This window comes from Streptococcus sp. GMD6S, assembly GCF_000297015.1.
Genome location: NZ_AJRH01000023.1, coordinates 1 through 20,958, shown reverse-complemented (window position 1 = coordinate 20,958; position 20,958 = coordinate 1). Strand labels below are relative to the sequence as shown.

Genomic DNA, 20,958 nt, shown 5'->3' with positions numbered 1-20,958 from the left:
ATTCTCCTATTTGATAAAACGTTTCAGTAGACTGACTAACAAAAAGACAGCTACAAAGATAATGGTGATACTAGCGCTGGCAGGTGTTTCCGCATAGTAGGAAATATAAAGTCCTGCCACCATTCCCAAAAAGCCAATAGCGCTGGCTAGTAACATAACGGATTTAAAGTTTTTCCCCAGACGAAGGGCAATACTAGCTGGCAAGACCATAATGGTCGATACCAAAAGAGCTCCTGCAGCTGGAATCATAAGGGCAATGGCCACCCCTGTAACCATGTTAAAGAGGATAGACATGGTACGAACGGGCAAGCCATCCACAAAGGCCGTGTCCTCATCAAAAGTCAGGATGTACATGGGACGTAAGAATAAGAAAGTCAAGAGCAAAACGACCGCAGCAATGGCAAAGAGGAATACCACCTGCTCCTGGCTAATGGTTACAATCGAACCAAAGAGATATTGGTCCAAACTCATGGAGCTCGAACTTTTCCCCTTACTCATGACAATCAGTGACACCGCAAGTCCTGTTGACATGAGGATGGCTGTCCCGATTTCCATAAAGTTCTTATAGACTGTCCGGAGATACTCTAGAAAGACCGCAGCGATTAAGACAATAGCGATGGTTGAAATAGTTGGAGAAATTCCCAAAACCAGACCAAAGGCTACCCCTGACAGAGAAACGTGACTGAGGGTATCACTCATCAAACTCTGACGACGTAAGATAAGGAAAGTCCCAAGAACTGGAGAAAAGAGACTCATGGCAATAACCGCCAAGAAGGCACGCTGCATGAAATCATAAGATAACAAACTAAGCATGGTCCACCTCCTGGTCGCTTTCGTGAACGTTAAAACAACGCCATGGCGAATCTTGGTTACGAACCAGATGGATATTGCGATCCGCATAGTCCTTGACCTCCTCAGGGTCATGGGTAATCATCAAAACAGCCTTGCCATGATGGTGGGCACTATGGTGCATGAGTTCGTAAAATTCATTTTTGCTTCCCGCATCCATCCCTGTCGTTGGCTCATCCAAGACAAAGATATCTGGGTCAGAAGCAAACATCCGGGCAATCACTGCTCGTTGCTTTTGCCCTCCCGAAAGGGAACCAATTCGTTTGTCACGGTGTTCCCACATACCAACTGAGTCTAGACTGGCCTTGATATGTTCCTCATCATGGGCGTTCAAGCGACGGAACCAGCCCTTTCGCGGATAGCGACCCGACTTGACAAATTCATAAACTGTACTTGGAAAACCAGCATTAAAACTAGCTATCTGCTGGGGAAGATAGGCTATCCTAAGTTTTTTCCCATGAGTATTTGTCTTTGAGATGGTTACCTTACCAAATCTTGGCTGCAAGATGCCTAGGCTCGCCTTGATAAGCGTTGTCTTGGCAGCTCCATTTTCACCAGTCAGGGTGACAAACTCCCCACTATCAACACTATAGTTGATATGCTCGAGGACAGGTTCCTTGTCATAATAGAAAGACAAGTCCTCTACTGTAATATACCGCATTATTTGATTTCTCCTACTAAAGCAGTTAAAAACCGCTGGATCACTTCTTGTTCATTTGGAGTAAACTGATTTGCTACTTGTTCATAGGCTAAGAGAGTGTGTTCATGATGATGGTGGTGTTCCTCTGCCACCGGTCGAGCTAGCTCTGTCAGTTGATAAAAGATCACACGCGCATCCTTTGGATCTCTGGATGTCTCTAACATACCCTCTTTGACTAAAGACTTGATAGCCTTGGTCACTGCCGCCTGACTGACATTGAGACGACGAGCCAACTCCGAGTTGGTTAGGGATTCTTCTGACAAGAGCATGAGGATGTGTTCCTGAGTATTGGTCAAGGCAACATCACTGGTACAATGCCCGATCAAAATTTCATGCTGGTTCTCAGATCTCAAGATCACCTCGTTTAAAAAGTTGTCGATTTCCTGTGCAAGCTGTCTCATGTGTTACTCCTTCCCTAGCTATCTTTTTCGTAAAAAAACTTAGATAGCCACCGATTCTTTACTGGTTAATTATATCATAAACCAAAAAAGAGTCAAGGGAAAAAGGCGTAAAAACGTTTCCCTAGACTCTTCTAGATGTAAAATTTAACCTATTTTTGCTTTGGTTTTCGACTCGATAAGATACCTGCCAAACCAGCTACCATTCCCATCAAGAGCAAGAAGATGGACTGCTCACTTCCTGTATTTGGGAGAGCTTTTTCTGAGACAACCGCCTTCTTGCTAAATTGACCTGCCACCTCATAAGTCAATGGCACATTTGTAGTCGCATCGCTAGCAGCTGCATTCGTTTGAGGCGTTTCTACTGGTAGACTAAAGTTTTTAGAATCCACAGAAATCGTCCGTGAGTTCGGATTGATCTTTTCATACTGGGTCAAATCAGCGGTTTTCAGATACTCTTCAAAGGCTGCATCCATAGAAGGGCCTTCTTCACGCGCACCACCTAACATCGTGTAGCCATCTCCACCCGCAGCTAGAAAATCATTGGTTGCAAGATAGTAGGTTTTTGTGAGGTCTAGGAAATCATAACGACCAGTTGTGCGGTTTTTGACCTGGATGGCCAAGACACGTTTACCTGATGGTAGGTTGGTATCATAGTAAACCTTCACACCTGAAACTTGCAAGAAACCACCACTTGGTTCTAGCAATGGTTGTCCGTTCTCATCCAAGACCTTCTTGCCATCTTTATCGACCTGCAAGATAGATCCGAGTGACTTTTCAAACATATCCAAGACTTGTTGCCCCGTCACTTGGATTTGTGAGATAGTATTCCCAAATGGAAGAACGGCAATGACATTTCCTTTCGTAATCGGTTTGCCTTTTGCAATGGTTTCACGCAAGCCACCACCATTTGTCACAGCGATGTCTGTCGGATGGCTAAATCCTGTTTGACCATACTGATAGAGAGAGTCTGCCACGACGTTTCCGAGGTTGGTTTCACGAACCCGAACATTTTCACGATCACCGTTTAGTTCTACAGGGCTATTTGAGACAATCTCAACCGCATTTTCAGCATCGTATTTTTGTTTAATGTCTTTGACTAGTTTTTCAACTGTTGGATTGGCTGGTAATTTTTTAGCATCAGCAGCCGGAATCTGAGTTGGATTGCCCAAAAGCTGACGTGATTTGTAGGTGATTTTCCCTACATTATGAAGGTAGCTTCCCGTCTGGTTATAGGTAACATTATCTCCATAGGTCGTTGATTCTACTGTATGAGAGTGACCGTCGATTACTGTCACACGTTTGCCTTTAAGACGAGGATTTTTAGAGAGAGCTTCTGCCAAAGTTGAACCACGCCATTCGACTGGAGTTGTGGTATCTACACCGAGGTGAGCAAGCACAACATAGTGTTTGTAGTCCTTACCTTCTGCACGAGCCTTGGCTTGGACTTCTTCGATAACCTTATTCACCTCGGAGATTGGATCTGTAAAGGTTACCCCTTTGACATTTTTAGGGTGAGTTTTGGTAGCTGTTTCAGGTGTTGTCACGCCGATTACAACAAACTCATCACCTTCCACAGTCTTATCTTTATCAACGATTGTAGAAGCTTCAAAAAGACGAGCTCCATTGACATAAGTATTTGAGCTAAGTAATGGGAATTTCAAGATTTCCTTGTATTTCTTAGCTTCGTCCAAACCAAAGTCAAACTCATGGTTTCCTACTGCCATGGCATCATACTGCATCTTATTAAGAATTTCAGCACGCGCTTCACCCTTCGTAGAGTTGGAAATCGGTAAACCTTGGAAAGCATCTCCCGCATCAACAACTAGAGTATTTTGATTTGATTTCGCACGTTCCTGCTCGATGACAGTCGCTAATTTAGCATCTCCAATAACTCCCTTTTCCTCTACGATACGACCGTGGACATCATTGGTGTGCAAGATAACGGTGTCCTTTTCTTCGCTTTTAGGAGATTCAACAGGAGCTGACGGAGCTTCTGCAGGTGCAACTGCTTCTGAAGTTGCCGAAGTTTCCGGTACCGCAGGGCTCTCAACAGGAGCTGGAGTCGCCGACGTAGCAGGAGTCACTACGACAGCTGAACTTTCTGCAGGAGTTGTTGCTTCTTCAGCATAGACTTGTCCAGCTAAGAAGGCTGGAGCTAACAGGGCTGTCGACAAGACAGGTAACAAAGAACGTTTGTTCATTTTAAAATCCCTTTCTTTTCTTTTTCTCTTTTATATTATACGCTATTTCTAAAAATTTTGAAACTTTTGACCTATTTTCATCTTAAATATTCGCTATTTAAACAAAAAAGCTTGGGTTTAAATCCCAAACTTTTAGCTTATTTTATTGGAAATCTTTGATATTCCCATCATAGGTCGCCCAGTCCTTGCTAAAGAAGCGGTCATTCATCTTGTAGTCTGGAGCTGGTTTCGGATCCGTCAAGAAAGGATTGACAACCTTATCAAAAGCCAGCCAACCTAACCATCCTAGATGAATGGTATCCTTAACAAAATAAGGGTCCCCTCCATTTTTTGAAAAATCAGCAATATTGGTAAAACCCTGACTTTCTAATTGGTAACGAATTTTCTCCACTGCATGCTGGTACATCTCTTCGCTGAGCCCTGTGTACTCCATCCACTTCTTGTTAACCGGCTGAATGACAAAGAGCACATTGACATTCGACTTAGCAAATTGATTGAGGACCAGCTGCAAATCATTATATTCAGAGGACTTGAGGAAGTTGTAATTTTTTTGATATCCTTCCCATTTTTTTAAATCCTTTTGAATCTCTCTCGTATAGAAATGATTTTCCATCCCCATATCGTTATTGGTCGTATTTGCTTCTGCGTCCTTACGAACAATTTTTTCTAACTCCTCATAAGAAAATTGATCCGGAAGATCTTTTAAATAGTTCTCCACGTGTTCCTTGTACTTGAGTTGTCCTCGAATGGAGAATTGTCCAAAGAGAGCGGATTGTTTTTCGTTGAATCGCGCAAAAAGATCAATAGCAACCTGATCAACATCTGATAATTCTTCACCCTTTGACAGTTTTTGAACAATGCCTTTTAATGCAACATTAGGATTCTGCTTTAACAATCGAATAGCCGCATGCTTTGCAGCAATGTCACCAGATTGATTTCCCAAAAAAGCTGTTAATTGGTCACTGTTAAAAAATCTCTGAAACGCTGCGGGTTCATAATCTGTCTCCGTAAACCACTGAGGCGAAATCACAAATACAGCCTGCTTATTCTCTATTTCTGGCAAAATTTGCTGTAGACCAAAATATTGATTGAGAGAGGCTGCTCCTGCTTGACCTAGAAAGTAAGGACGATAGGGACGATGGTATTTTTCCGCTAAAACAGCTGGATGGACACTATCAAATCGAATCCATTCACTGGACCCTAGAAAAGGAATAAAACGCATATTTGGATCCGTAAGAGCCCTTACTTTTTGGCTTCTCTCTTTAAAACTCTCTGCACTAACAGAAGCCGCCGAGTATTTCTCCTCCGTCAGATTATGGCTTGTTGTACCTGGATAAAAAAAGATGAGTAGAAGAACCAAAAATCCAGCAATGAAGATAGGCCCGAAGATCAGCCACAAGCGTTTAAGCATTCTTCAACTCCGTAATACCTTCTACGATTTTATTAGCCGTATTCCAGTCATCACGACCGAACTCCGTCACTGGAACACGAATGTCAAAACGGTTTTCAATCTCCACAATCAATTCAACCGTTCCCATGCTATCCAAGACACCGGCATCAAAAAGATCTTCATCCATCATGTCAGAAACATCTTCCATAAACAACTCATCAATAATTTCAATAACTTCTGATTTGATATCCATTTTTTACATCCTTTTATTTTTTAAACCATAAATCATTCAAAAATCCAGAAAAGATTAAGAATGAAACCATCACGACATGGAAGGTGACAACCATGCCAAGTAACTGAATCCAGCGATTCTCAGGTAAGGAACCCTTTCCAGCTTTTTTCCGTTCTTTATTGAGCGCTTTTTTCTTACGAACCCAAGCGTCATTGATGACTAGCCCAATCCCATGAAAAAGCCCGTAGGCGATATAGTACCAGGTCACACCATGCCAAAATCCCATAATCAGCATATTGAGAATATAGGCTACACTTGAGGTCACATTGCGATTTTTAAAGACCTTCTTTCTGGTCAACACCATGACCATCCGCATAAAGACAAAATCACGGAACCAGAAAGACAGACTCATGTGCCAGCGATTCCAAAACTCTTTTAAATCCCTTGACAAAAAGGGCTTGTTAAAGTTGATAGGACTATGAATCCCCATCAAGTTTGAAATGGCTAAGGCAAACATAGAGTAGCCCGCAAAGTCAAAGAAGAGCTCCAGACCAAAGGTGTACATGACCGCTAAAGCGTAGAGGTTAAAGAAACCACCTGTCTGCAAGGCCAAATTTTTCAGCGGAGGCAATAATGTCTCTCCTAAAATGTGAGCCAAGATAAACTTGTAGAGGAAGCCAAGCATGATATATTTGACAGCCTCTTCTAGCATATCCATCAGCTCATCCCGCTCAGGAATGGTCTCGTAATTTTCATTGAAGCGTTTAAAACGATCAATGGGACCACTTGAGAAAGTCGGCATAAAGAGAAGAAAACGTAAGAATTGCCAGATCGTTAATTCCTTGATGACACCGTCTCTCAACTCAACGATAACCCCAACTGCACGAAAGGTCAAGTAAGAAATCCCTAAAAATCCAAACAAAGATTGAGGTCCATGAATAGCAGGAGATACTTTCACAAAGACGATTGGCAATAGGGATAAAAAGCTAACTAGGTAAAATATCCATTTACTATCCCGTTGTTTCCTGTACCTTTTGTAGAAAGATACAAGAAGTACTTGCCAGATAACATAAAGGATAAGAGCGATTATTTGATTCGTCTTTCCACCGACCAACATGGTGACGATAAAGAAGAGACTAACGAGCACCTCGTACAAGGCAAAACGTTTCTTGAAAAAAAGACCAATAAAGATAGGTAAAGTCGCAGCAATTACGTATAAAAAGTACTGAAGATCACCATAAGGTTCCAAATGAGGTAGCTGTTTATAAAGCTCCATCATCTACTGTTTACCTCGTTAATCAAGCCCTTGATATCAATTTTACCATTAGGCGTTAGTGGTAAACTGTCTCGATAGAGAAACTTAGACGGCATCATATAGGACATCATGATATCTGCTAGGTCTTCCTTGATAGCCTTGGTAATATCGATATCACGCTCAAACTGCTGACGGACACCGTCTTTTAGGATGACATAGGCCAGTAGATTTTGTACCTTGTGGTCCTTGTTATAACGTGGGACAGCAACAGCCGACTCGATAAAGCGAGACTTGTTGAGGTTTTGAGAGACATCTTCCAGCTCAATGCGATAACCATTAAACTTAATCTGGAAATCCATGCGTCCACCATAGAGAAGCAAGCCCTCATCTGTCATAGTTCCTACATCCCCTGTGTGATAGGCCGAAAGACCTTCGAACTCAAAGAAAGCTTCTGCCGTTTTTTCAGGATTGTTCATATAGCCTTTTGAAACAGCTGGTCCAGAAACGATGATTTCTCCCTGCTCACCATTTGGAACTTTCTTACCTTCCTCATCAATGATAAAGGTCGGAGAATCCGCCTTAGTATAGCCGATTGGCAGGCGTTTGAGAGTCGTCAACATCTCATCAGTGACGGCAACTGCTGACAGGGCTACTGTCGCTTCTGTTGGTCCGTAGGCATTGATAATACGGGCATTTGGGAATCGCTCGCGTAGTTTTTGAGCTGTTTTGACTGTCAATTCTTCACCATCAAAGTAGAAATGCGTGATTCCTGGCATTTTCTCACTGTTAAAGTCTTCTGACAACATGGCCATATCTGCAAAGGATGGTGTTGAGGTCCAGATAGCAATGGGCAAGGAAAAAATCGTCGCAAAGAGTTTTTTGAAGTCCTGAGTAATGGCTGAAGGAAGAGCAAAAAGCGTGCCACCCAGTGCCAAGGTCGGTGCCCAATACATGACAGATAGATCAAAAGAATAAGGGGGCTGAGCCAGCATTTGTGGACGACTTGGTGTCGCAAATTCCTTATCTGTAATCATCCAGTTGGTAAAGCTGAGGAGATTATCATGGGAGATCTGCACTCCCTTAGGCTTACCAGTCGTACCAGAAGTAAAGATGATGTAGTAGTTGTCATCTCCCTTGACTGGATGGGTCATCTCGTAGCTAGAAGCTTGAGCAAAAGCTTCATGGACTTGCTCTAAATTCAGCATCGGTGTGCTAGTTTGCTCTAATGGAAAATCTGAGATAGCAATAATCAAGCTTGGCTCTGCAACTTCTACAATAGCAGAAACTCGTTCCAAGGCCGAATGGCTGTCAATTGGAATGTAGGCATGACCTGACTTAGTTAGCGCTACAAAGGTAGCCAACATCTCATATTCCTGACCACCAAAAACGACGACTGGAGATTTCTCAGGCAAGCCTAGTTGGTCGATAGCTGCAGCCAAACTATCCGAATCAGCCTTCAGTTCACCATAAGTATGTTCTTGACCTAAAACATTGTAGACAGGATATGTTGGTTGCGTTTGAGCAAAGTGCTCAATCGTTTCAATCATATCTTTTATCGGTTTATTAGACACTGTTCCTCTTCTCCTTTAAACTAGAACTCATTATAAATAAAGGTGCCTTGACTCTGACCAAGGTAACTAAAAAAATAAAGTAAACCAAGTAAGATTACAAAATATAGAGCCGTCCGGCCTAAGAATACATGTAAATTTCGTTGTTTTTTCATAAGCTATCCATTAATATATTATTTCTATTAACTATCAGTATGTATTGTTAGCATCTTATCTTCCTAACATTTTACCACTTTATCAACCTTTTTTTCAACTGTTTACCATAACTTAAAAATTGGTTTTAGCTTATTTTAAGATAAGTTAAAATATTAATGTTTTGGCCATCAAAAAAGAGCCTGAGATTTCCATCTCAAACTCTGTTGCCAATAACTCTTTTATCTTAGAAAAGTGAAAATACGAGAACTGCTAAGGCCGCACCAACAATAGGTCCTACAACAGGAATCCAAGCATAAGACCAGTCTCCATCTCCCTTGTTTGGAATTGGAAGAATGCTGTGCATGATACGAGGTCCAAGGTCACGAGCTGGGTTCAAGGCATAACCCGTTGTCCCACCTAGTGAAAGACCGATACCGACAATCAAGGTCCCCACTGCAAAGGTCCCTAATCCTGCCTGAAGGTCATAGAGTCCCAAGGCAAAGATTGTCAAGAGCAAAACAAAGGTTCCAAGGATTTCGCTAACCAAGTTGGATACTATGTTCTTGATTGCTGGTCCAGTACTAAAGGTCGCTAGGATATTTCCTGCATTTTCTTCTACCTCATAGTGTGGTTTGAATTGCAACCAAACTAAAATTTGAGCCACCATCGCTCCAGCGAACTGAGCTAGGATATATGGGAATACCGAAGCCCAAGGCAAGTCACCTTTTAAGGCTACACCAAACGTCACAGCTGGGTTTAAGTGTGCAGGACTAAGTTTGCCAGATACAAAGACGGCAACCGCAACGGCGATCCCCCATCCCATCGTGATGACGATCCATCCTGAATTGTTACTCTTGGTTTTGGGAAGAACCACACCTGCTACAACACCATTTCCTAGGAGGATAAGGATCAAAGTCCCCAAAAATTCTCCAAATAATTCTTTCATCATATCGTTGTCTCCATTTAAAAGAAGGAGAGAGAAGGCAAGGAAAGCTTACCTCCCTCTCTTCTAGTTTTTCTTAATTTTTTAATGCCGCTAAATCGTTGTTAGCAAGTGCTGCTTCAACATCCGCACGGTAGGCTGCTTTTTCTTCTTCGGTCCAATCATAGAATCGTCCCATTTCATCCAGAACTGGCTCAACGATGCTATCTAAACTATCACGCATAAAGAGCATGTGGTTGGTACGACGAAGGAGGAAGTCAACTGGGCTAAGAGCCAATTCATTGCGCATTGCATAGTGAAGGGACAAGGTGTCTGCCAAGCTGAGTCCTGGCGCCTGTTCCAAGCTGTGAGCAAGGGCGAAGACCTTCGGTGCATTTGAACCGTAAAGATTTGCAAGATAGTGAGCTTCCTTGCTATCCAAACCACGTGAAACTCCAAGTTGAGCAAAGGCCTCAATTTCTGAGTCCACATTTGCTGGGTTCAATTCTCCACCTGAAACAGGATAAGTCTTCGAGTTGATCAGTTTAAAGCTACGGTCAAATTCTGCTTTGAGGATATCAACCACGCGCTCCATAGCCCCTTCAGCCATCTTACGGTAGTCTGTGATTTTACCACCAGCAAGGGTCAACAGGCCATTGTCATCACGGTCCAAGCTCGAACCACGTGAAACGGCAGATGGGTCCAAATGTTTCTCAGATGTGCTGCTTTCAAGCTTGCTGACAGCAGATTCAACATCTTCACGCGATTTTTCTTTAGATAGATAAGCCTCGACAGTCGCAATCAAGCTATTGAAGCTTTCGTCGCTAATGGTCCCGTTATTTCCGCCATTGTAGTCAGAAGCGCTATTGCCTGCAATCAATGGACGAAGACCTGCCCAGCTACTTTCGATATCATCAATGGTGATGTTGGCTTCTGGGAAGCGATTGTTGACAATGCCAAGTAGATAATCCACATCTTCCTGCGTCACTTTTGGATGTTCCAAATCACCTGTGTAGTCTGTATCGGTTGTACCAAAATAGGTCTTGTTTTCACGTGGGAGAACAAAGACCATCCGGCCATCTCCCAAGCCTGTGTCAAAGTAAACTGGCTGTGAAACCTTGATCTTACTTGAATCCACTACCAAGTGAACTCCCTTGGTTGGACGCATTTGTGAGAATTGCGTTCCCTTATTAGATAAATTACGTACCTTGTCACTCCAAGGACCTGTCGTATTGATAACCAGACGAGCCTTGATTTCAAAGACTTGGTCTGTCAACAAATCACGAGCTACAACACCTGTAATCTTGCCACTTTCGTCAAAGAGGAAACCTTCTGCCTTAACATGGTTGGCAATGAGGGCACCGTCTTGGTTGGCACGTTTGATGTTTTCAATCACGAGACGCGCATCGTTATTACGGAAGTCAAGGTAAACCCCACCTCCTACCAAGCCTTCTTTTTTCAAGTTTGGCTGGCGTTCCAAGACTTCTTCTTTGCTCAAGACCTTGTTAGCAGCTGGCGTGTTGCTAACACCTGCCAAAAGGTCGTATAAGTCCATGGCTACTTTGAGACGGAAGAGGCTAAAGGTCGCTCCATCTTCATCGTAAACTGGCAAGAGCATTGGATCTGGTTTTGGAATATGTGGAGCGATTTGTTGAACCACCGCACGTTCAGAAACTGTATCTGATACCACTTCTACGTCGAATTGTTTGAGGTAACGCAGACCTCCGTGGACCAATTTTGTTGATCGGCTGGATGTTCCTTCTGCGAAGTCCTGCATTTCAATCAAACCAGTGTCAAGACCACTAGCTGCTGCCTGCAAAGCTACACCAGCTCCTGTAATCCCTCCACCAATAATCAAGAGATCCAAGGTGCGTTCCTGCATTTTTTTAATTGACAATTCACGTGTTTTCTTTGAAAATTCCATATTTACACACTTTCTAACTGAGTCGTTTCATTATTAAACTGATAATTGCATCAAGAAACAGTATTAGTCGTCGATTTCCGCAAAGACTTGCGTTGCTTTCACAGCCTTCTTCCAGCCCTTATAAAGTTGTTCCTTACGAGATTCGTTCATGGATGGTTCGAAGAGTTCTCCTGTCTCGTTCAAGAGTTTCAACTCATCCAAGTTCTTCCAGTAGCCCACTGACAATCCTGCTAGGAAGGCTGCACCTAGGGCAGTTGTTTCCAAGTTTTTAGCGCGTGCGATATCAATTCCCAAGATGTCAGCTTGGAACTGCATGAGGAAGTTGTTCATGGCTGCACCACCATCTACCTTCAAGACTTGGATCGCTGTCTGCGCATCCACTTGCATGGTGTCAATGATATCACGGACTTGATAAGCGATAGATTGCAAAGTCGCCTTGATAAAGTCTTCTTTAGTTGTTCCACGAGTCAAGCCAAAGACAGATCCTCGAGCGTTTTGGTTCCAGTATGGTGCCCCTAGTCCTGTAAAGGCAGGTACGACATAGACTTCGTCATTATTGTGAGAATTGAGAGCATATTTTTCAGACTCTGGTGAGTTTTCCACCATGCGAAGACCGTCACGAAGCCATTGAATGGCACTTCCTGCGATGAAGATAGAACCTTCCAAAGCATAGTAAACCTTGCCGTTAATACCATAACCAATCGTTGTCAAGAGGTTGTTTTCAGACAACTGCATCTCTTCACCAGTGTTCATGATGATGAAGGAACCAGTTCCGTAGGTATTTTTAACCATGCCAGGCTCAAAAGCTAACTGTCCAAAGAGAGCTGCCTGCTGGTCACCAGCCATACCAGAGATTGGAACTTCTCCACCGTAGAAATGGAATGGAGCTGTCTTGCCGTAGATTTCAGAGTTAGAACGAACTTCTGGAAGCATAGCCTTAGGAATATTAAGGATTTCCAAAATCTCGTCGTCCCATTTAAGATCCTTGATGTTATAGAGCATGGTACGAGCTGCGTTTGAGTAGTCGGTCACGTGAGCTGCGCCGTCAGTCAATTTCCAAACCAACCAAGTATCAATGGTACCAAAGAGCAATTCACCCTTTTCTGCTCGCTCTTGAGCACCTTCTACATGATCCAAAATCCAACGAACCTTAGTCGCTGAGAAGTAAGCATCAATGATCAAACCAGTCTTTTCATGGAATTTTTCCACATAACCTTGGCTTTTCAGTTGCTCAGCCAGAGGGGCAGTTTGGCGTGATTGCCAAACGATAGCATTGTAGATAGGGAGTCCTGTTTTCTTATCCCAGACGACAGTAGTTTCACGTTGGTTGGTAATTCCGATTGCCTCGATTTGACTTGGTTTCACACCACTTTCGATGAAAGCACCCGCAATAACTGACTGAACAGAGTTCCAAATTTCATTGGCATTATGCTCTACCCAACCTGCTTGAGGGAAAATCTGAGTGAACTCTTTTTGACTAGAACTGACCTTTTCTCCTTTTTTGTTAAAAATGATGGCACGAGAACTAGTAGTTCCTTGGTCAATAGCCATGATGTATTTTTCTTGTGACATGTGCTGTCCTCCTGATAAAATCTTGAGGGGGTTCCTCTTTACAGTAACTAGTATACAAAATAAAGCGTTTTCTTGTTTATCAATTTTTTTAAAATTTTAAAAAAAAGTGAGGAGATTGTGCGAATTTCACAAAAAAGACCTGAGAATTCAGGCCTTTTAAGCAAAGAGCATCTGACGAATCTTCGCCAAATCTTCCATATCCAAATCATTTTTTAAATAATAGACCGGAGTCTGTTCTTTCTTATGAATCGGATTGTTGGTAATCAACAAATCATAATGTCGACTGGGGTCATAGGCTTCAATGGCAATAAAACGATTGTATTCCAAATACCGTTTCAAAATGGCAGCCATCCTAGAAAAGACAAGGAAACCAGATGTCAAATCCAGACCAATCCTCATATGTTGGCCACCATTTTCTGCCATATACTCTATCAACTGAAGCCATTCCCAGAGAATTTTCTTATCCAGGTCGGTTCCCTGATGAAAGGCTGGCAAAATATGAAAAATTCTCTCTGCAGTCCCTCTAAAATCATGCTCCATCAGCAAATAAGGATGGCGATTCTCCGTCTGGTATCTGTACTGATCTTGTAAAACATAGCCCTTGTATAGATAAACTTGACCGCAGAGCTGGCTGAGTTCATAGGTGACATGGTCCTCTGTGTAGTCCCCCAGCAACTCCTCCTTCTTCATTTCTTGAATCAATTGCGTCAGCAAATCGGCTAATTGCCCTCCAAAACCAAGAATATACTCCATAGTATGAAGAGGAAGAATACGATGGGAAAGGAGAAATGAAAAGAATATCATCATCTCACCATCCTCAGTTCCTAAAGGGATGTGTTGCCCAGCAAAAAAGGACGGAGCCTTTCGAAGCAAACGAAGGTAGAAAATATTGTCAAAATACCCCTGCATTTTTTCTTCTATGACTTGAAACTGACAGGCATTGACCCGAAGACGCTGTTGACTGATATGAGCCCAGAGAACCAAGTCCAATTTCTGACCTGAAGACAAGCTAGCACCGCAGATTTCTTCTAGAGTAGCAATATCCTGCTTTCTCTCAGCTTTCTGCATATGACTTTCCCACTCCTGACTGGACCAGACCTTGCGGAAAAGGCAGAAATAAAAGTAACGAATCTGATGCTCTGGACCTCGCCAACGACCATTTTGGATGGATAAATCAAACTCTGACAAAATATGATTCAAGCTAGACAAATGGCGACCAAGCGTGGCCTCGCTAATCATCAATTCTTGAGCCAACTGATGAGCTAGAAACTGTTGGTGATAAAGAAGGTAAACCAAAATTTGGTACTTAATGGCATTGTCTAGAAACAAGCTCCGAATCTCTCTCCCCTTGGTAGCTGCACCAACCGACAAACGCAGATTTTCATCTTCCAAGTGGATGGTCAGCTCTAGTCCTCTTTCCAAGGCATTTTCGTTAATCAGAGAGATATACTTGGTTAAGGTCGCCTTTGAAAATCCTGTTTCTTCCATGGCTTTCTTGACTGTTGTCTGCGAATCTTGTAATAGAAAGGAAAGGACAAAAAATTGACCAGATTCTGCTTTTTCCATCAAATCACCTAAATACATTTGTTACCCCTTTCATTTTCTCCTACAAGCATAGCATAAATCTTAGAAATGCTGAAATAATCTGTTTCTCATTTTATTTTAAAGCTGATTTCCTCGTCATTATTTCAGAGAAACAGCAAACACACGGCTCCCCCTTTGGGCATTTTTATGCTAAAATAGTAGCTATGGATAAAATTATTAAAACTATATCAGAAAGCGGAGCCTTTCGTGCTTTTGTCCTTGATAGCACTGAAACCGTCCGCACTGCTCAAGAAAAACATCAAACTCAAGCCAGTTCGACTGTTGCACTTGGTCGTGCCCTTATCGCTAGCCAAATTCTCGCAGCCAATGAAAAAGGAAATACCAAGATTACTGTAAAAGTTCTTGGAACGAGCTCTCTCGGTGCCATCATCACGGTCGCAGATACCAAGGGAAATGTCAAAGGCTACGTTCAAAATCCAGGTGTTGACATCAAAAAGACTGCAACTGGTGAAGTTCTAGTCGGACCTTTTGTTGGAAACGGTCAATTCCTCGTTATCACAGACTATGGTACTGGAAATCCCTACAACTCCATGACTCCTCTCATCTCTGGGGAAATCGGTGAAGACTTGGCCTATTACCTTACTGAAAGCCAACAAACCCCTTCAGCAGTCGGCCTCAATGTTCTTTTGGATAAAGACGACAAGGTCAAAGTTGCCGGAGGTTTCCTTCTCCAAGTATTGCCAGGGGCCAAGGAAGAAGAGATTGCCCGCTTTGAAAAACGCATTCAAGAAATGCCAGCCATCTCAACCCTTCTAGAAAGCGATGACCATATCGAAGCCCTTCTCAAGGCCATCTATGGTGACGAATCTTACAAACGTCTATCTGAAGAAGAAATCCGTTTCCAATGTGACTGCAGCAAAGACCGTTTTATGAACGCTCTTGCCAGCCTTCCAAGCTCAGACCTTGAAGAAATGAAAGAGGAAGACCACGGGGCAGAAATCACTTGTCAATTCTGCCAAACAACTTATAACTTTAATGAAAACGACCTGGAGGAACTCATTCGTGACAAATCTTAATACACCTTTTATGATTGGCAATGTTGAGATTCCCAATCGTACCGTTTTAGCACCCATGGCTGGTGTCACCAACTCAGCCTTTCGTACCATCGCAAAAGAGCTCGGAGCTGGACTCGTTGTAATGGAAATGGTCTCTGACAAGGGGATCCAATACAACAACGAAAAAACTCTACACATGCTTCACATCGATGAAGGCGAAAACCCCGTTTCTATCCAACTCTTTGGTAGCGACGAAGACAGCCTCGCACGCGCAGCAGAATTCATCCAGGAAAACACCAAGACTGATATCGTCGATATCAACATGGGCTGCCCAGTTAACAAAATCGTGAAAAACGAAGCTGGCGCTATGTGGCTCAAGGATCCAGACAAGATCTACTCTATTATCAACAAGGTCCAATCTGTCCTTGATATCCCCCTCACTGTCAAAATGCGTACAGGCTGGTCTGATCCATCCCTAGCCGTGGAGAATGCTCTCGCTGCTGAGGCTGCAGGTGTCTCTGCCCTCGCTATGCACGGCCGTACCCGTGAACAAATGTACACAGGTCACGCAGACCTTGAGACCCTTCACAAGGTTGCTCAAGCTTTGACCAAGATTCCATTCATCGCCAACGGTGACATCCGCACTGTCCAAGAAGCCAAACAGCGTATCGAAGAAGTCGGGGCTGACGCTGTCATGATTGGTCGCGCAGCCATGGGAAATCCCTACCTCTTCAATCAAATCAACCACTACTTTGAAACAGGAGAAATTCTCCCTGATTTGACTTTTGAAGACAAGATGAAAATCGCCTACGAACATTTGAAACGCTTGATTAACCTCAAAGGAGAAAACGTAGCCGTTCGTGAATTCCGCGGCCTCGCTCCTCACTACCTCCGGGGGACATCTGGCGCTGCCAAACTTCGTGGAGCCATTTCACAAGCTAGCACCCTAGCAGAGATTGAAGCCCTCTTGCAATTAGACAAAGCATAATAGAAAAAACCGTAACTCACTTGGAGTTTACGGTTTTTTAGATCCTAGGAAAACCTAGGTACTATTATTGAATCAAGGCAACGCTCGAAACTTTACCATCCGCACCTGTTGTAATTTGGATGATTTTTCCGCCACCGATTTTGGCATTATACTTGCCATCATCAAGAGTGTAAGAATAGCCTCTGATAGAATAGTTTTCTTTCTTTCCATCTGCAGTTTCTACTGTAAATTGGCCCCCTGATGAAACCGTAATAGTTTCGCCATTTGCTCCCTTCCAGTTGCCTGCAGCTGCTGAGAAATCACCATCGACCATGGTTAAAACACCCTTGTAGCGTTTGTTGTGTTCTGCTTGCTTGTCTTGAAGTTGGCGGTCAGTTGTTGGATCATAGCCTGACTGGTTAGACTGGGCTTGAGAACCTTGCTGAGTTGAAGGTGCCTGAGATGGGGCTTGTTGACTAGGAGCTGCTTGTTCTTGTCTTGATTCAGGTGCTGGTTTCGCTTGTGACTGATCTGCCGTTGTAGAAGACTGACCAGAAGATGCCTGAGCCTTTTCAGATGAAGCTGAGCTTGAAGATTTTTGTGTCTTGCTTTCTTTGCTAGAAGAAGCTGCTTTAGAACTTGATGATTGACTTGTCTTGGCAGAGCTGCTGGTTTGAGTGGTTTCGTTTTTATTTCCACAAGCTCCCAGTAGCAAGGTAGAAGCCAATACAGTCGCTGCCATCAATTTGATATAGGTTTTCTTTTTCATTTTTCTACTCCTTTGTAACATTTTTGAAATGTTAAGAAATCTTTTTGTAATATAATTGTAACATTGGGCTTTGAATCTGTCAACTATTTAGAGAAACTATTTTAAAAAAATTTCTCTCTACTATTTCTATTCGTAATTGAAACGAAAAAATAGAAAATTTCTTAGATTAGAGTCCTATTTTTTGCATCGCTTTTGTGTAATCGCTTGCATTGCATTAGATAAAGGAATATAATAACATTGAAATAGAATATAGGAGGTGCACTCTTATGCTAAATAAGTATTACAAGTATCTTCCTTGGTTGATTTTGGGAGCTATTGGCTCTTATCAATCAGCCACTTACTATGCGCGAACTGCATTTGATGTCTTCTATCTGACTACAATCTTTTTGATTGTTTATATCGCTTTGTTATTTTTGCACGAGAACTATCTCAAGTATCGATATAAAGACTTCTTTACTCACATGTTGAGTAATCCTAAGAAAGATAGCCATTCATAAAAAATGATGATAAATAAAAAGGTCGGGAAAAGTTCCCGGCCTCGTTTTTTATTTCAATCGATAGGTTTTTCTTGGTTTCTTTTTAGGAACTCGTTTGAGTCCGACTTCTTCTACATATTCGCCGTATTTTACGAGAAAGTTATTGCTGACGATGGGCCGACCTGGGTTGATGAGATTGACCAGTTCAGTTCCTTCGTAGACAGTGAACTCCTCTTCCAGCAGATAAAGGAAGGTCGGATTCCAGTCGAGACGGCCTTGGATGCGTTTGATGGATTCTTGGATAATGGCATAATGGTCAAAGGCGAAGGCTCTCTCCTCCAACTCTACTCCCTCTAGGAAGCACTTGCCCGTCCGAAAATCCACATCTACAAAAACCACATCCTTAGCATCGTCTCCAGCCTGAACGAGGTCTAATGCACGACTAGGCAAATAAACCAAGTGGGCGATGGTCACTGTCCAGCCACGTGGGTCACGACCAGGAGTCGATACGGTCAGCAATTGCTCGATTTTTTCTAAAGGAAGATCGAGATTGACTTCTTCTCTCACCTCGCGTTGACAGGCATGCGCAGCATCCTCTCCCTTATCCATAAAGCCTCCAACCAGAGCCAAACAGTTTTGATAAGGGTGGGCCTTGCGACGGATCAACAGAAGCTTAATTTTTCCTTCGACAAAGCAGTAGGCTACCATATCTACCGTCACACTTGGCTTTTCATATTGAGGGAGTTCTTGCTTGTAATACCAGTCTAAAAACTCCTCTTGACTTGCATGAATTTCAAAATATTCTTTTTCCGTCATTCCTGTTGGAATCTTTATGTCTGCCATCTTATGCCTCCTTTCGAACTGCCTTGGTCCATTGGTACCAACCTACTAGACTGTTGAGCGTGTAAACCCAGTACATCCCTTGGATGTGGATATTCTCACCCCACCAGAGGTAGATACTAAAGAGATTGGTTGCAATCCAGAAAATCCATTGTTCACGGTAGAGACGTGTCATCAAGAGCTGACCAACACCATTGGTCGCATCGGTTACACTATCACGGAAAGGGCGAGCGCTATGGATACTTTGATAAGCCAAGCCCATACCAATCCAGATGATGGCAGTCAAGATCAAGTACTTGAGCCAGTCAAGTACAGATAATTTCTTAGCTTCAAAGTGGGATTCTTCTGGTTTTCCTTGGTCATTGATACGATTGGACAGCCAAGCATAGAGACCAATCGGCTGCATGACAAAGAAGTAAACAGTCGTCAAAACTTCGCCATAAAAAGTCGCATTCATAGCTAAAATCAAATAGATAGCCGAGTTAATGGCCCCAAAGAGATAATTGCTTGCACGCCCTTCTGCTACCAAAATAACACAGACAATCCCAGTCCAAGATGCAAACAAGCTCAGCCAGTCATGGCTTTCTGTATTTTGCGTGAATTCCAAGATCAAGGGAACACTTGACAAAGCGATGAGATACAACCACTGGAAAAGACTACGGCCGACAAAGAGATCTTTCCAGAGCAAGTGCATGGTTCCTACAAAACCGATCTTGCGGGCTTCTGCATGGACATTTTTAAAGTTTTCGATAAATTGTGTGATTTTTTCAGTTAGTTTTTTCATATTTTTCTCCTAATCTGCTTGGTAAATGGCATCAATAGCTACTTTGGCTGCTTCATAATTGCCTAGGTAATCCTCAGCTAGATAAACTAGTGGAATGTTTGCTAAGTAGCGCTCCCTCATCTGATCCAAATGCTGGGAAAAACTTTGACGAATATGGTCTTCTGCCATGGTCATATCTCTAAACCCGTCATTGACATAGGAGCCGACAGGTTGCACAAAGAGAATCAAGTCCCATTTTTCCTTGGCCAAGATCGAAACAAAGAGATTGTCAAAGGTTTCTCCTGATAAGTCCTCTTGATCCTCAGCCTCCATGTAATAATCATAGTAGCCCTTGGTTACTAAGGAGTTTGTGTCAGCTATCACTAGACCTCGATTGGAATTACTGTCAATTAACTTAGAGGTCTGGTCATACTGCCCTAAAAGAAGATAATAGTAATCTTTTGGAGTCAATTCATCGTCGCGGACATTGTTTTTGATCTGGTACTCACGTGCGTATTCCAGGCTAACCGGCGCATCGTAATACCTTGCCAAATCCTTGGCTAGAGTGGTCTTCCCATTGCTGGCACTTCCCATAATCAACACTTTCTTTGTAAACTGACGACGGAAGGGCTGAGCAATATATTTCCAATATTTGCTTGGATTTTCTCGAATCATAGTCGCTGAGATACCAAACTTTCTTTCTTGCAAGACGGTCTCAAAGCCACGTTTAGCTAATTCTTGCTGGTAGTCTGCTTCTCCTACAAAGAAGATCAGTTCTTGCTGGGCTTCATCGTAGGAAATCTCCGATAACATCTGGTCCAACCACTCCTGCCAGCCCATAGGGTAAAGGGGAAGGTTGGTCTCATCCAGTTTGCAGACAGAGGTCAACTCGTCATCCCGAAAAGCCTCTCGGATATAGCGAAATCGTTTTTGGAGACTTAAACCTACCTGCTCGCCTCGGTTTCCCTCGTAGCCTAAAACGACTACCCAGACCTGGTCACACTGACGCTTCGCTCGCTGGATCAGATCGATATGACCCTGATGAAGAGGGGCAAAGGTCCCAAATACCACTGCTGTTTTCTTTTTCATAAACATTTTACCTTTTTATAATTTTTGATATTTTTATTTTCTATGTTTTTATTATATACTATATTTTTGTTTTGTCAATAGTTTTTTATCATTTTTTATAAAAAAGTAGCAAAAAAAGAATCAGGATTGCTCCTGATTCTCTATTTTTAAGCAATATCAAATTTTAATTGACCAGCTTTAACACCTATCTTGAGGGTCTTGCCTGCTACCAGTTCTCCCTTAAGGAGGAGTTCTGCCAACTTGTCTTCCACTTCTGTTTGCAGGGTTCTGCGAAGTGGACGGGCTCCCATTTCTGGATTGTAACC

General features: G+C 42.8%; 21 protein-coding genes. 3 read left to right on the top strand and 18 right to left on the bottom strand.

Annotated elements, in window-relative coordinates; translation table 11 throughout:
* Positions 1-6: 6 nt before the first annotated feature.
* From GMD6S_RS05315 to GMD6S_RS05255, 13 genes are all read right to left on the bottom strand, one after another.
* Positions 7-813 (bottom strand): metal ABC transporter permease, encoded by an 807-nt coding sequence (locus tag GMD6S_RS05315; protein ID WP_000950029.1) that lies wholly within the window; start codon positions 811-813, stop codon positions 7-9.
* Positions 806-1,510 carry a metal ABC transporter ATP-binding protein gene (locus GMD6S_RS05310; protein ID WP_001269482.1) on the bottom strand — a complete coding sequence of 235 codons (705 nt, stop codon included), beginning with the start codon at positions 1,508-1,510 and terminating at the stop codon, positions 806-808. Before GMD6S_RS05310 ends, GMD6S_RS05315 begins: the two co-directional genes overlap by 8 nt.
* Complete coding sequence (gene adcR / locus GMD6S_RS05305; protein ID WP_001249326.1) at positions 1,510-1,950, bottom strand: zinc-dependent transcriptional regulator AdcR; 441 nt, start codon at positions 1,948-1,950, stop codon at positions 1,510-1,512. The genes GMD6S_RS05310 and adcR overlap by 1 nt, the downstream gene beginning before the upstream one ends.
* Before the next feature lie 149 nt (positions 1,951-2,099).
* A complete protein-coding gene (nt5e, locus tag GMD6S_RS05300; protein WP_001042707.1) occupies positions 2,100-4,151 on the bottom strand; it encodes a cell surface ecto-5'-nucleotidase Nt5e in 2,052 nt (683 codons plus the stop codon).
* 142 nt (positions 4,152-4,293) lie between these two features.
* Positions 4,294-5,562 (bottom strand): D-alanyl-lipoteichoic acid biosynthesis protein DltD, encoded by a 1,269-nt coding sequence (dltD, locus tag GMD6S_RS05295; RefSeq protein WP_000919836.1) that lies wholly within the window; start codon positions 5,560-5,562, stop codon positions 4,294-4,296.
* Complete coding sequence (gene dltC / locus GMD6S_RS05290; protein WP_000351972.1) at positions 5,555-5,794, bottom strand: D-alanine--poly(phosphoribitol) ligase subunit DltC; 240 nt, start codon at positions 5,792-5,794, stop codon at positions 5,555-5,557. Before dltC ends, dltD begins: the two co-directional genes overlap by 8 nt.
* A 13-nt stretch (positions 5,795-5,807) precedes the next feature.
* The gene (dltB, locus tag GMD6S_RS05285; RefSeq protein ID WP_000970388.1) at positions 5,808-7,052 is read right to left on the bottom strand and encodes a D-alanyl-lipoteichoic acid biosynthesis protein DltB; all 1,245 of its coding nucleotides are present in this window, start codon (positions 7,050-7,052) and stop codon (positions 5,808-5,810) included.
* Complete coding sequence (gene dltA, locus GMD6S_RS05280; protein WP_008293142.1) at positions 7,049-8,599, bottom strand: D-alanine--poly(phosphoribitol) ligase subunit DltA; 1,551 nt, start codon at positions 8,597-8,599, stop codon at positions 7,049-7,051. Before dltA ends, dltB begins: the two co-directional genes overlap by 4 nt.
* 20 nt (positions 8,600-8,619) lie before the next feature.
* Positions 8,620-8,751, bottom strand: a complete 132-nt coding sequence (locus GMD6S_RS05275; protein WP_008276434.1) for a teichoic acid D-Ala incorporation-associated protein DltX — start codon at positions 8,749-8,751, stop codon at positions 8,620-8,622.
* 224 nt (positions 8,752-8,975) lie between these two features.
* Complete coding sequence (locus tag GMD6S_RS05270) at positions 8,976-9,680, bottom strand: MIP/aquaporin family protein (protein ID WP_000975175.1); 705 nt, start codon at positions 9,678-9,680, stop codon at positions 8,976-8,978.
* A gap of 70 nt (positions 9,681-9,750) precedes the next feature.
* Positions 9,751-11,577, bottom strand: a complete 1,827-nt coding sequence (gene glpO, locus GMD6S_RS05265; RefSeq protein ID WP_000395894.1) for a type 1 glycerol-3-phosphate oxidase — start codon at positions 11,575-11,577, stop codon at positions 9,751-9,753.
* Between the two features lie 63 nt (positions 11,578-11,640).
* Positions 11,641-13,149, bottom strand: a complete 1,509-nt coding sequence (glpK, locus tag GMD6S_RS05260) for a glycerol kinase GlpK (RefSeq protein ID WP_000076795.1) — start codon at positions 13,147-13,149, stop codon at positions 11,641-11,643.
* A 156-nt stretch (positions 13,150-13,305) separates the two neighbouring features.
* Entirely contained in the window at positions 13,306-14,733 is a 1,428-nt protein-coding gene (locus GMD6S_RS05255) for a helix-turn-helix domain-containing protein (RefSeq protein ID WP_000280553.1), read from the bottom strand.
* Positions 14,734-14,897: 164 nt separating this feature from the next.
* Here GMD6S_RS05255 and hslO point away from each other — a divergent pair, with 164 nt between their 5' ends.
* On the top strand, positions 14,898-15,770 hold the full coding sequence (gene hslO, locus GMD6S_RS05250; protein ID WP_000357830.1) for an Hsp33 family molecular chaperone HslO: 873 nt from the start codon (positions 14,898-14,900) through the stop codon (positions 15,768-15,770).
* On the top strand, positions 15,757-16,737 hold the full coding sequence (gene dusB / locus GMD6S_RS05245; RefSeq protein WP_000183317.1) for a tRNA dihydrouridine synthase DusB: 981 nt from the start codon (positions 15,757-15,759) through the stop codon (positions 16,735-16,737). Before hslO ends, dusB begins: the two co-directional genes overlap by 14 nt.
* A 64-nt stretch (positions 16,738-16,801) precedes the next feature.
* Here the strand turns inward: dusB and GMD6S_RS05240 are convergent, their stop codons facing one another.
* On the bottom strand, positions 16,802-17,485 hold the full coding sequence (locus GMD6S_RS05240) for a hypothetical protein (protein ID WP_000730907.1): 684 nt from the start codon (positions 17,483-17,485) through the stop codon (positions 16,802-16,804).
* A 266-nt stretch (positions 17,486-17,751) separates the two neighbouring features.
* Here GMD6S_RS05240 and GMD6S_RS05235 point away from each other — a divergent pair, with 266 nt between their 5' ends.
* A complete protein-coding gene (locus GMD6S_RS05235) occupies positions 17,752-17,982 on the top strand; it encodes a hypothetical protein (RefSeq protein ID WP_000933129.1) in 231 nt (76 codons plus the stop codon).
* Positions 17,983-18,030: 48 nt separating this feature from the next.
* Here GMD6S_RS05235 and GMD6S_RS05230 read toward each other — a convergent pair whose 3' ends face one another.
* The 4 genes from GMD6S_RS05230 to GMD6S_RS05215 form a co-directional block, all read right to left on the bottom strand.
* On the bottom strand, positions 18,031-18,804 hold the full coding sequence (locus tag GMD6S_RS05230; protein WP_000763407.1) for an NUDIX domain-containing protein: 774 nt from the start codon (positions 18,802-18,804) through the stop codon (positions 18,031-18,033).
* Between the two features lies 1 nt (position 18,805).
* Positions 18,806-19,585 (bottom strand): nicotinamide riboside transporter PnuC, encoded by a 780-nt coding sequence (pnuC, locus tag GMD6S_RS05225; protein ID WP_000736882.1) that lies wholly within the window; start codon positions 19,583-19,585, stop codon positions 18,806-18,808.
* A 9-nt stretch (positions 19,586-19,594) separates the two neighbouring features.
* Positions 19,595-20,653, bottom strand: coding sequence for an AAA family ATPase (locus GMD6S_RS05220; RefSeq protein ID WP_008293135.1), 1,059 nt, complete (start codon positions 20,651-20,653; stop codon positions 19,595-19,597).
* A 146-nt stretch (positions 20,654-20,799) separates the two neighbouring features.
* On the bottom strand, positions 20,800-20,958 hold a 159-nt coding region (locus GMD6S_RS05215), incomplete at its 5' end, for a hypothetical protein (RefSeq protein ID WP_000485960.1).

Coding starts and splice junctions, on each gene's coding strand:
- GMD6S_RS05315 (WP_000950029.1), bottom strand. CDS start 813: ATGCTTAGTTTGTTATCTTATGATTTCATGCAGCGTGCCTTCTTGGCG.
- GMD6S_RS05310 (WP_001269482.1), bottom strand. CDS start 1,510: ATGCGGTATATTACAGTAGAGGACTTGTCTTTCTATTATGACAAGGAA.
- adcR (WP_001249326.1), bottom strand. CDS start 1,950: ATGAGACAGCTTGCACAGGAAATCGACAACTTTTTAAACGAGGTGATC.
- nt5e (WP_001042707.1), bottom strand. CDS start 4,151: ATGAACAAACGTTCTTTGTTACCTGTCTTGTCGACAGCCCTGTTAGCT.
- dltD (WP_000919836.1), bottom strand. CDS start 5,562: ATGCTTAAACGCTTGTGGCTGATCTTCGGGCCTATCTTCATTGCTGGA.
- dltC (WP_000351972.1), bottom strand. CDS start 5,794: ATGGATATCAAATCAGAAGTTATTGAAATTATTGATGAGTTGTTTATG.
- dltB (WP_000970388.1), bottom strand. CDS start 7,052: ATGATGGAGCTTTATAAACAGCTACCTCATTTGGAACCTTATGGTGAT.
- GMD6S_RS05275 (WP_008276434.1), bottom strand. CDS start 8,751: ATGAAAAAACAACGAAATTTACATGTATTCTTAGGCCGGACGGCTCTA.
- GMD6S_RS05270 (WP_000975175.1), bottom strand. CDS start 9,680: ATGATGAAAGAATTATTTGGAGAATTTTTGGGGACTTTGATCCTTATC.
- glpO (WP_000395894.1), bottom strand. CDS start 11,577: ATGGAATTTTCAAAGAAAACACGTGAATTGTCAATTAAAAAAATGCAG.
- glpK (WP_000076795.1), bottom strand. CDS start 13,149: ATGTCACAAGAAAAATACATCATGGCTATTGACCAAGGAACTACTAGT.
- GMD6S_RS05255 (WP_000280553.1), bottom strand. CDS start 14,733: ATGTATTTAGGTGATTTGATGGAAAAAGCAGAATCTGGTCAATTTTTT.
- hslO (WP_000357830.1), top strand. CDS start 14,898: ATGGATAAAATTATTAAAACTATATCAGAAAGCGGAGCCTTTCGTGCT.
- GMD6S_RS05240 (WP_000730907.1), bottom strand. CDS start 17,485: ATGAAAAAGAAAACCTATATCAAATTGATGGCAGCGACTGTATTGGCT.
- GMD6S_RS05235 (WP_000933129.1), top strand. CDS start 17,752: ATGCTAAATAAGTATTACAAGTATCTTCCTTGGTTGATTTTGGGAGCT.
- GMD6S_RS05230 (WP_000763407.1), bottom strand. CDS start 18,804: ATGGCAGACATAAAGATTCCAACAGGAATGACGGAAAAAGAATATTTT.
- pnuC (WP_000736882.1), bottom strand. CDS start 19,585: ATGAAAAAACTAACTGAAAAAATCACACAATTTATCGAAAACTTTAAA.
- GMD6S_RS05220 (WP_008293135.1), bottom strand. CDS start 20,653: ATGAAAAAGAAAACAGCAGTGGTATTTGGGACCTTTGCCCCTCTTCAT.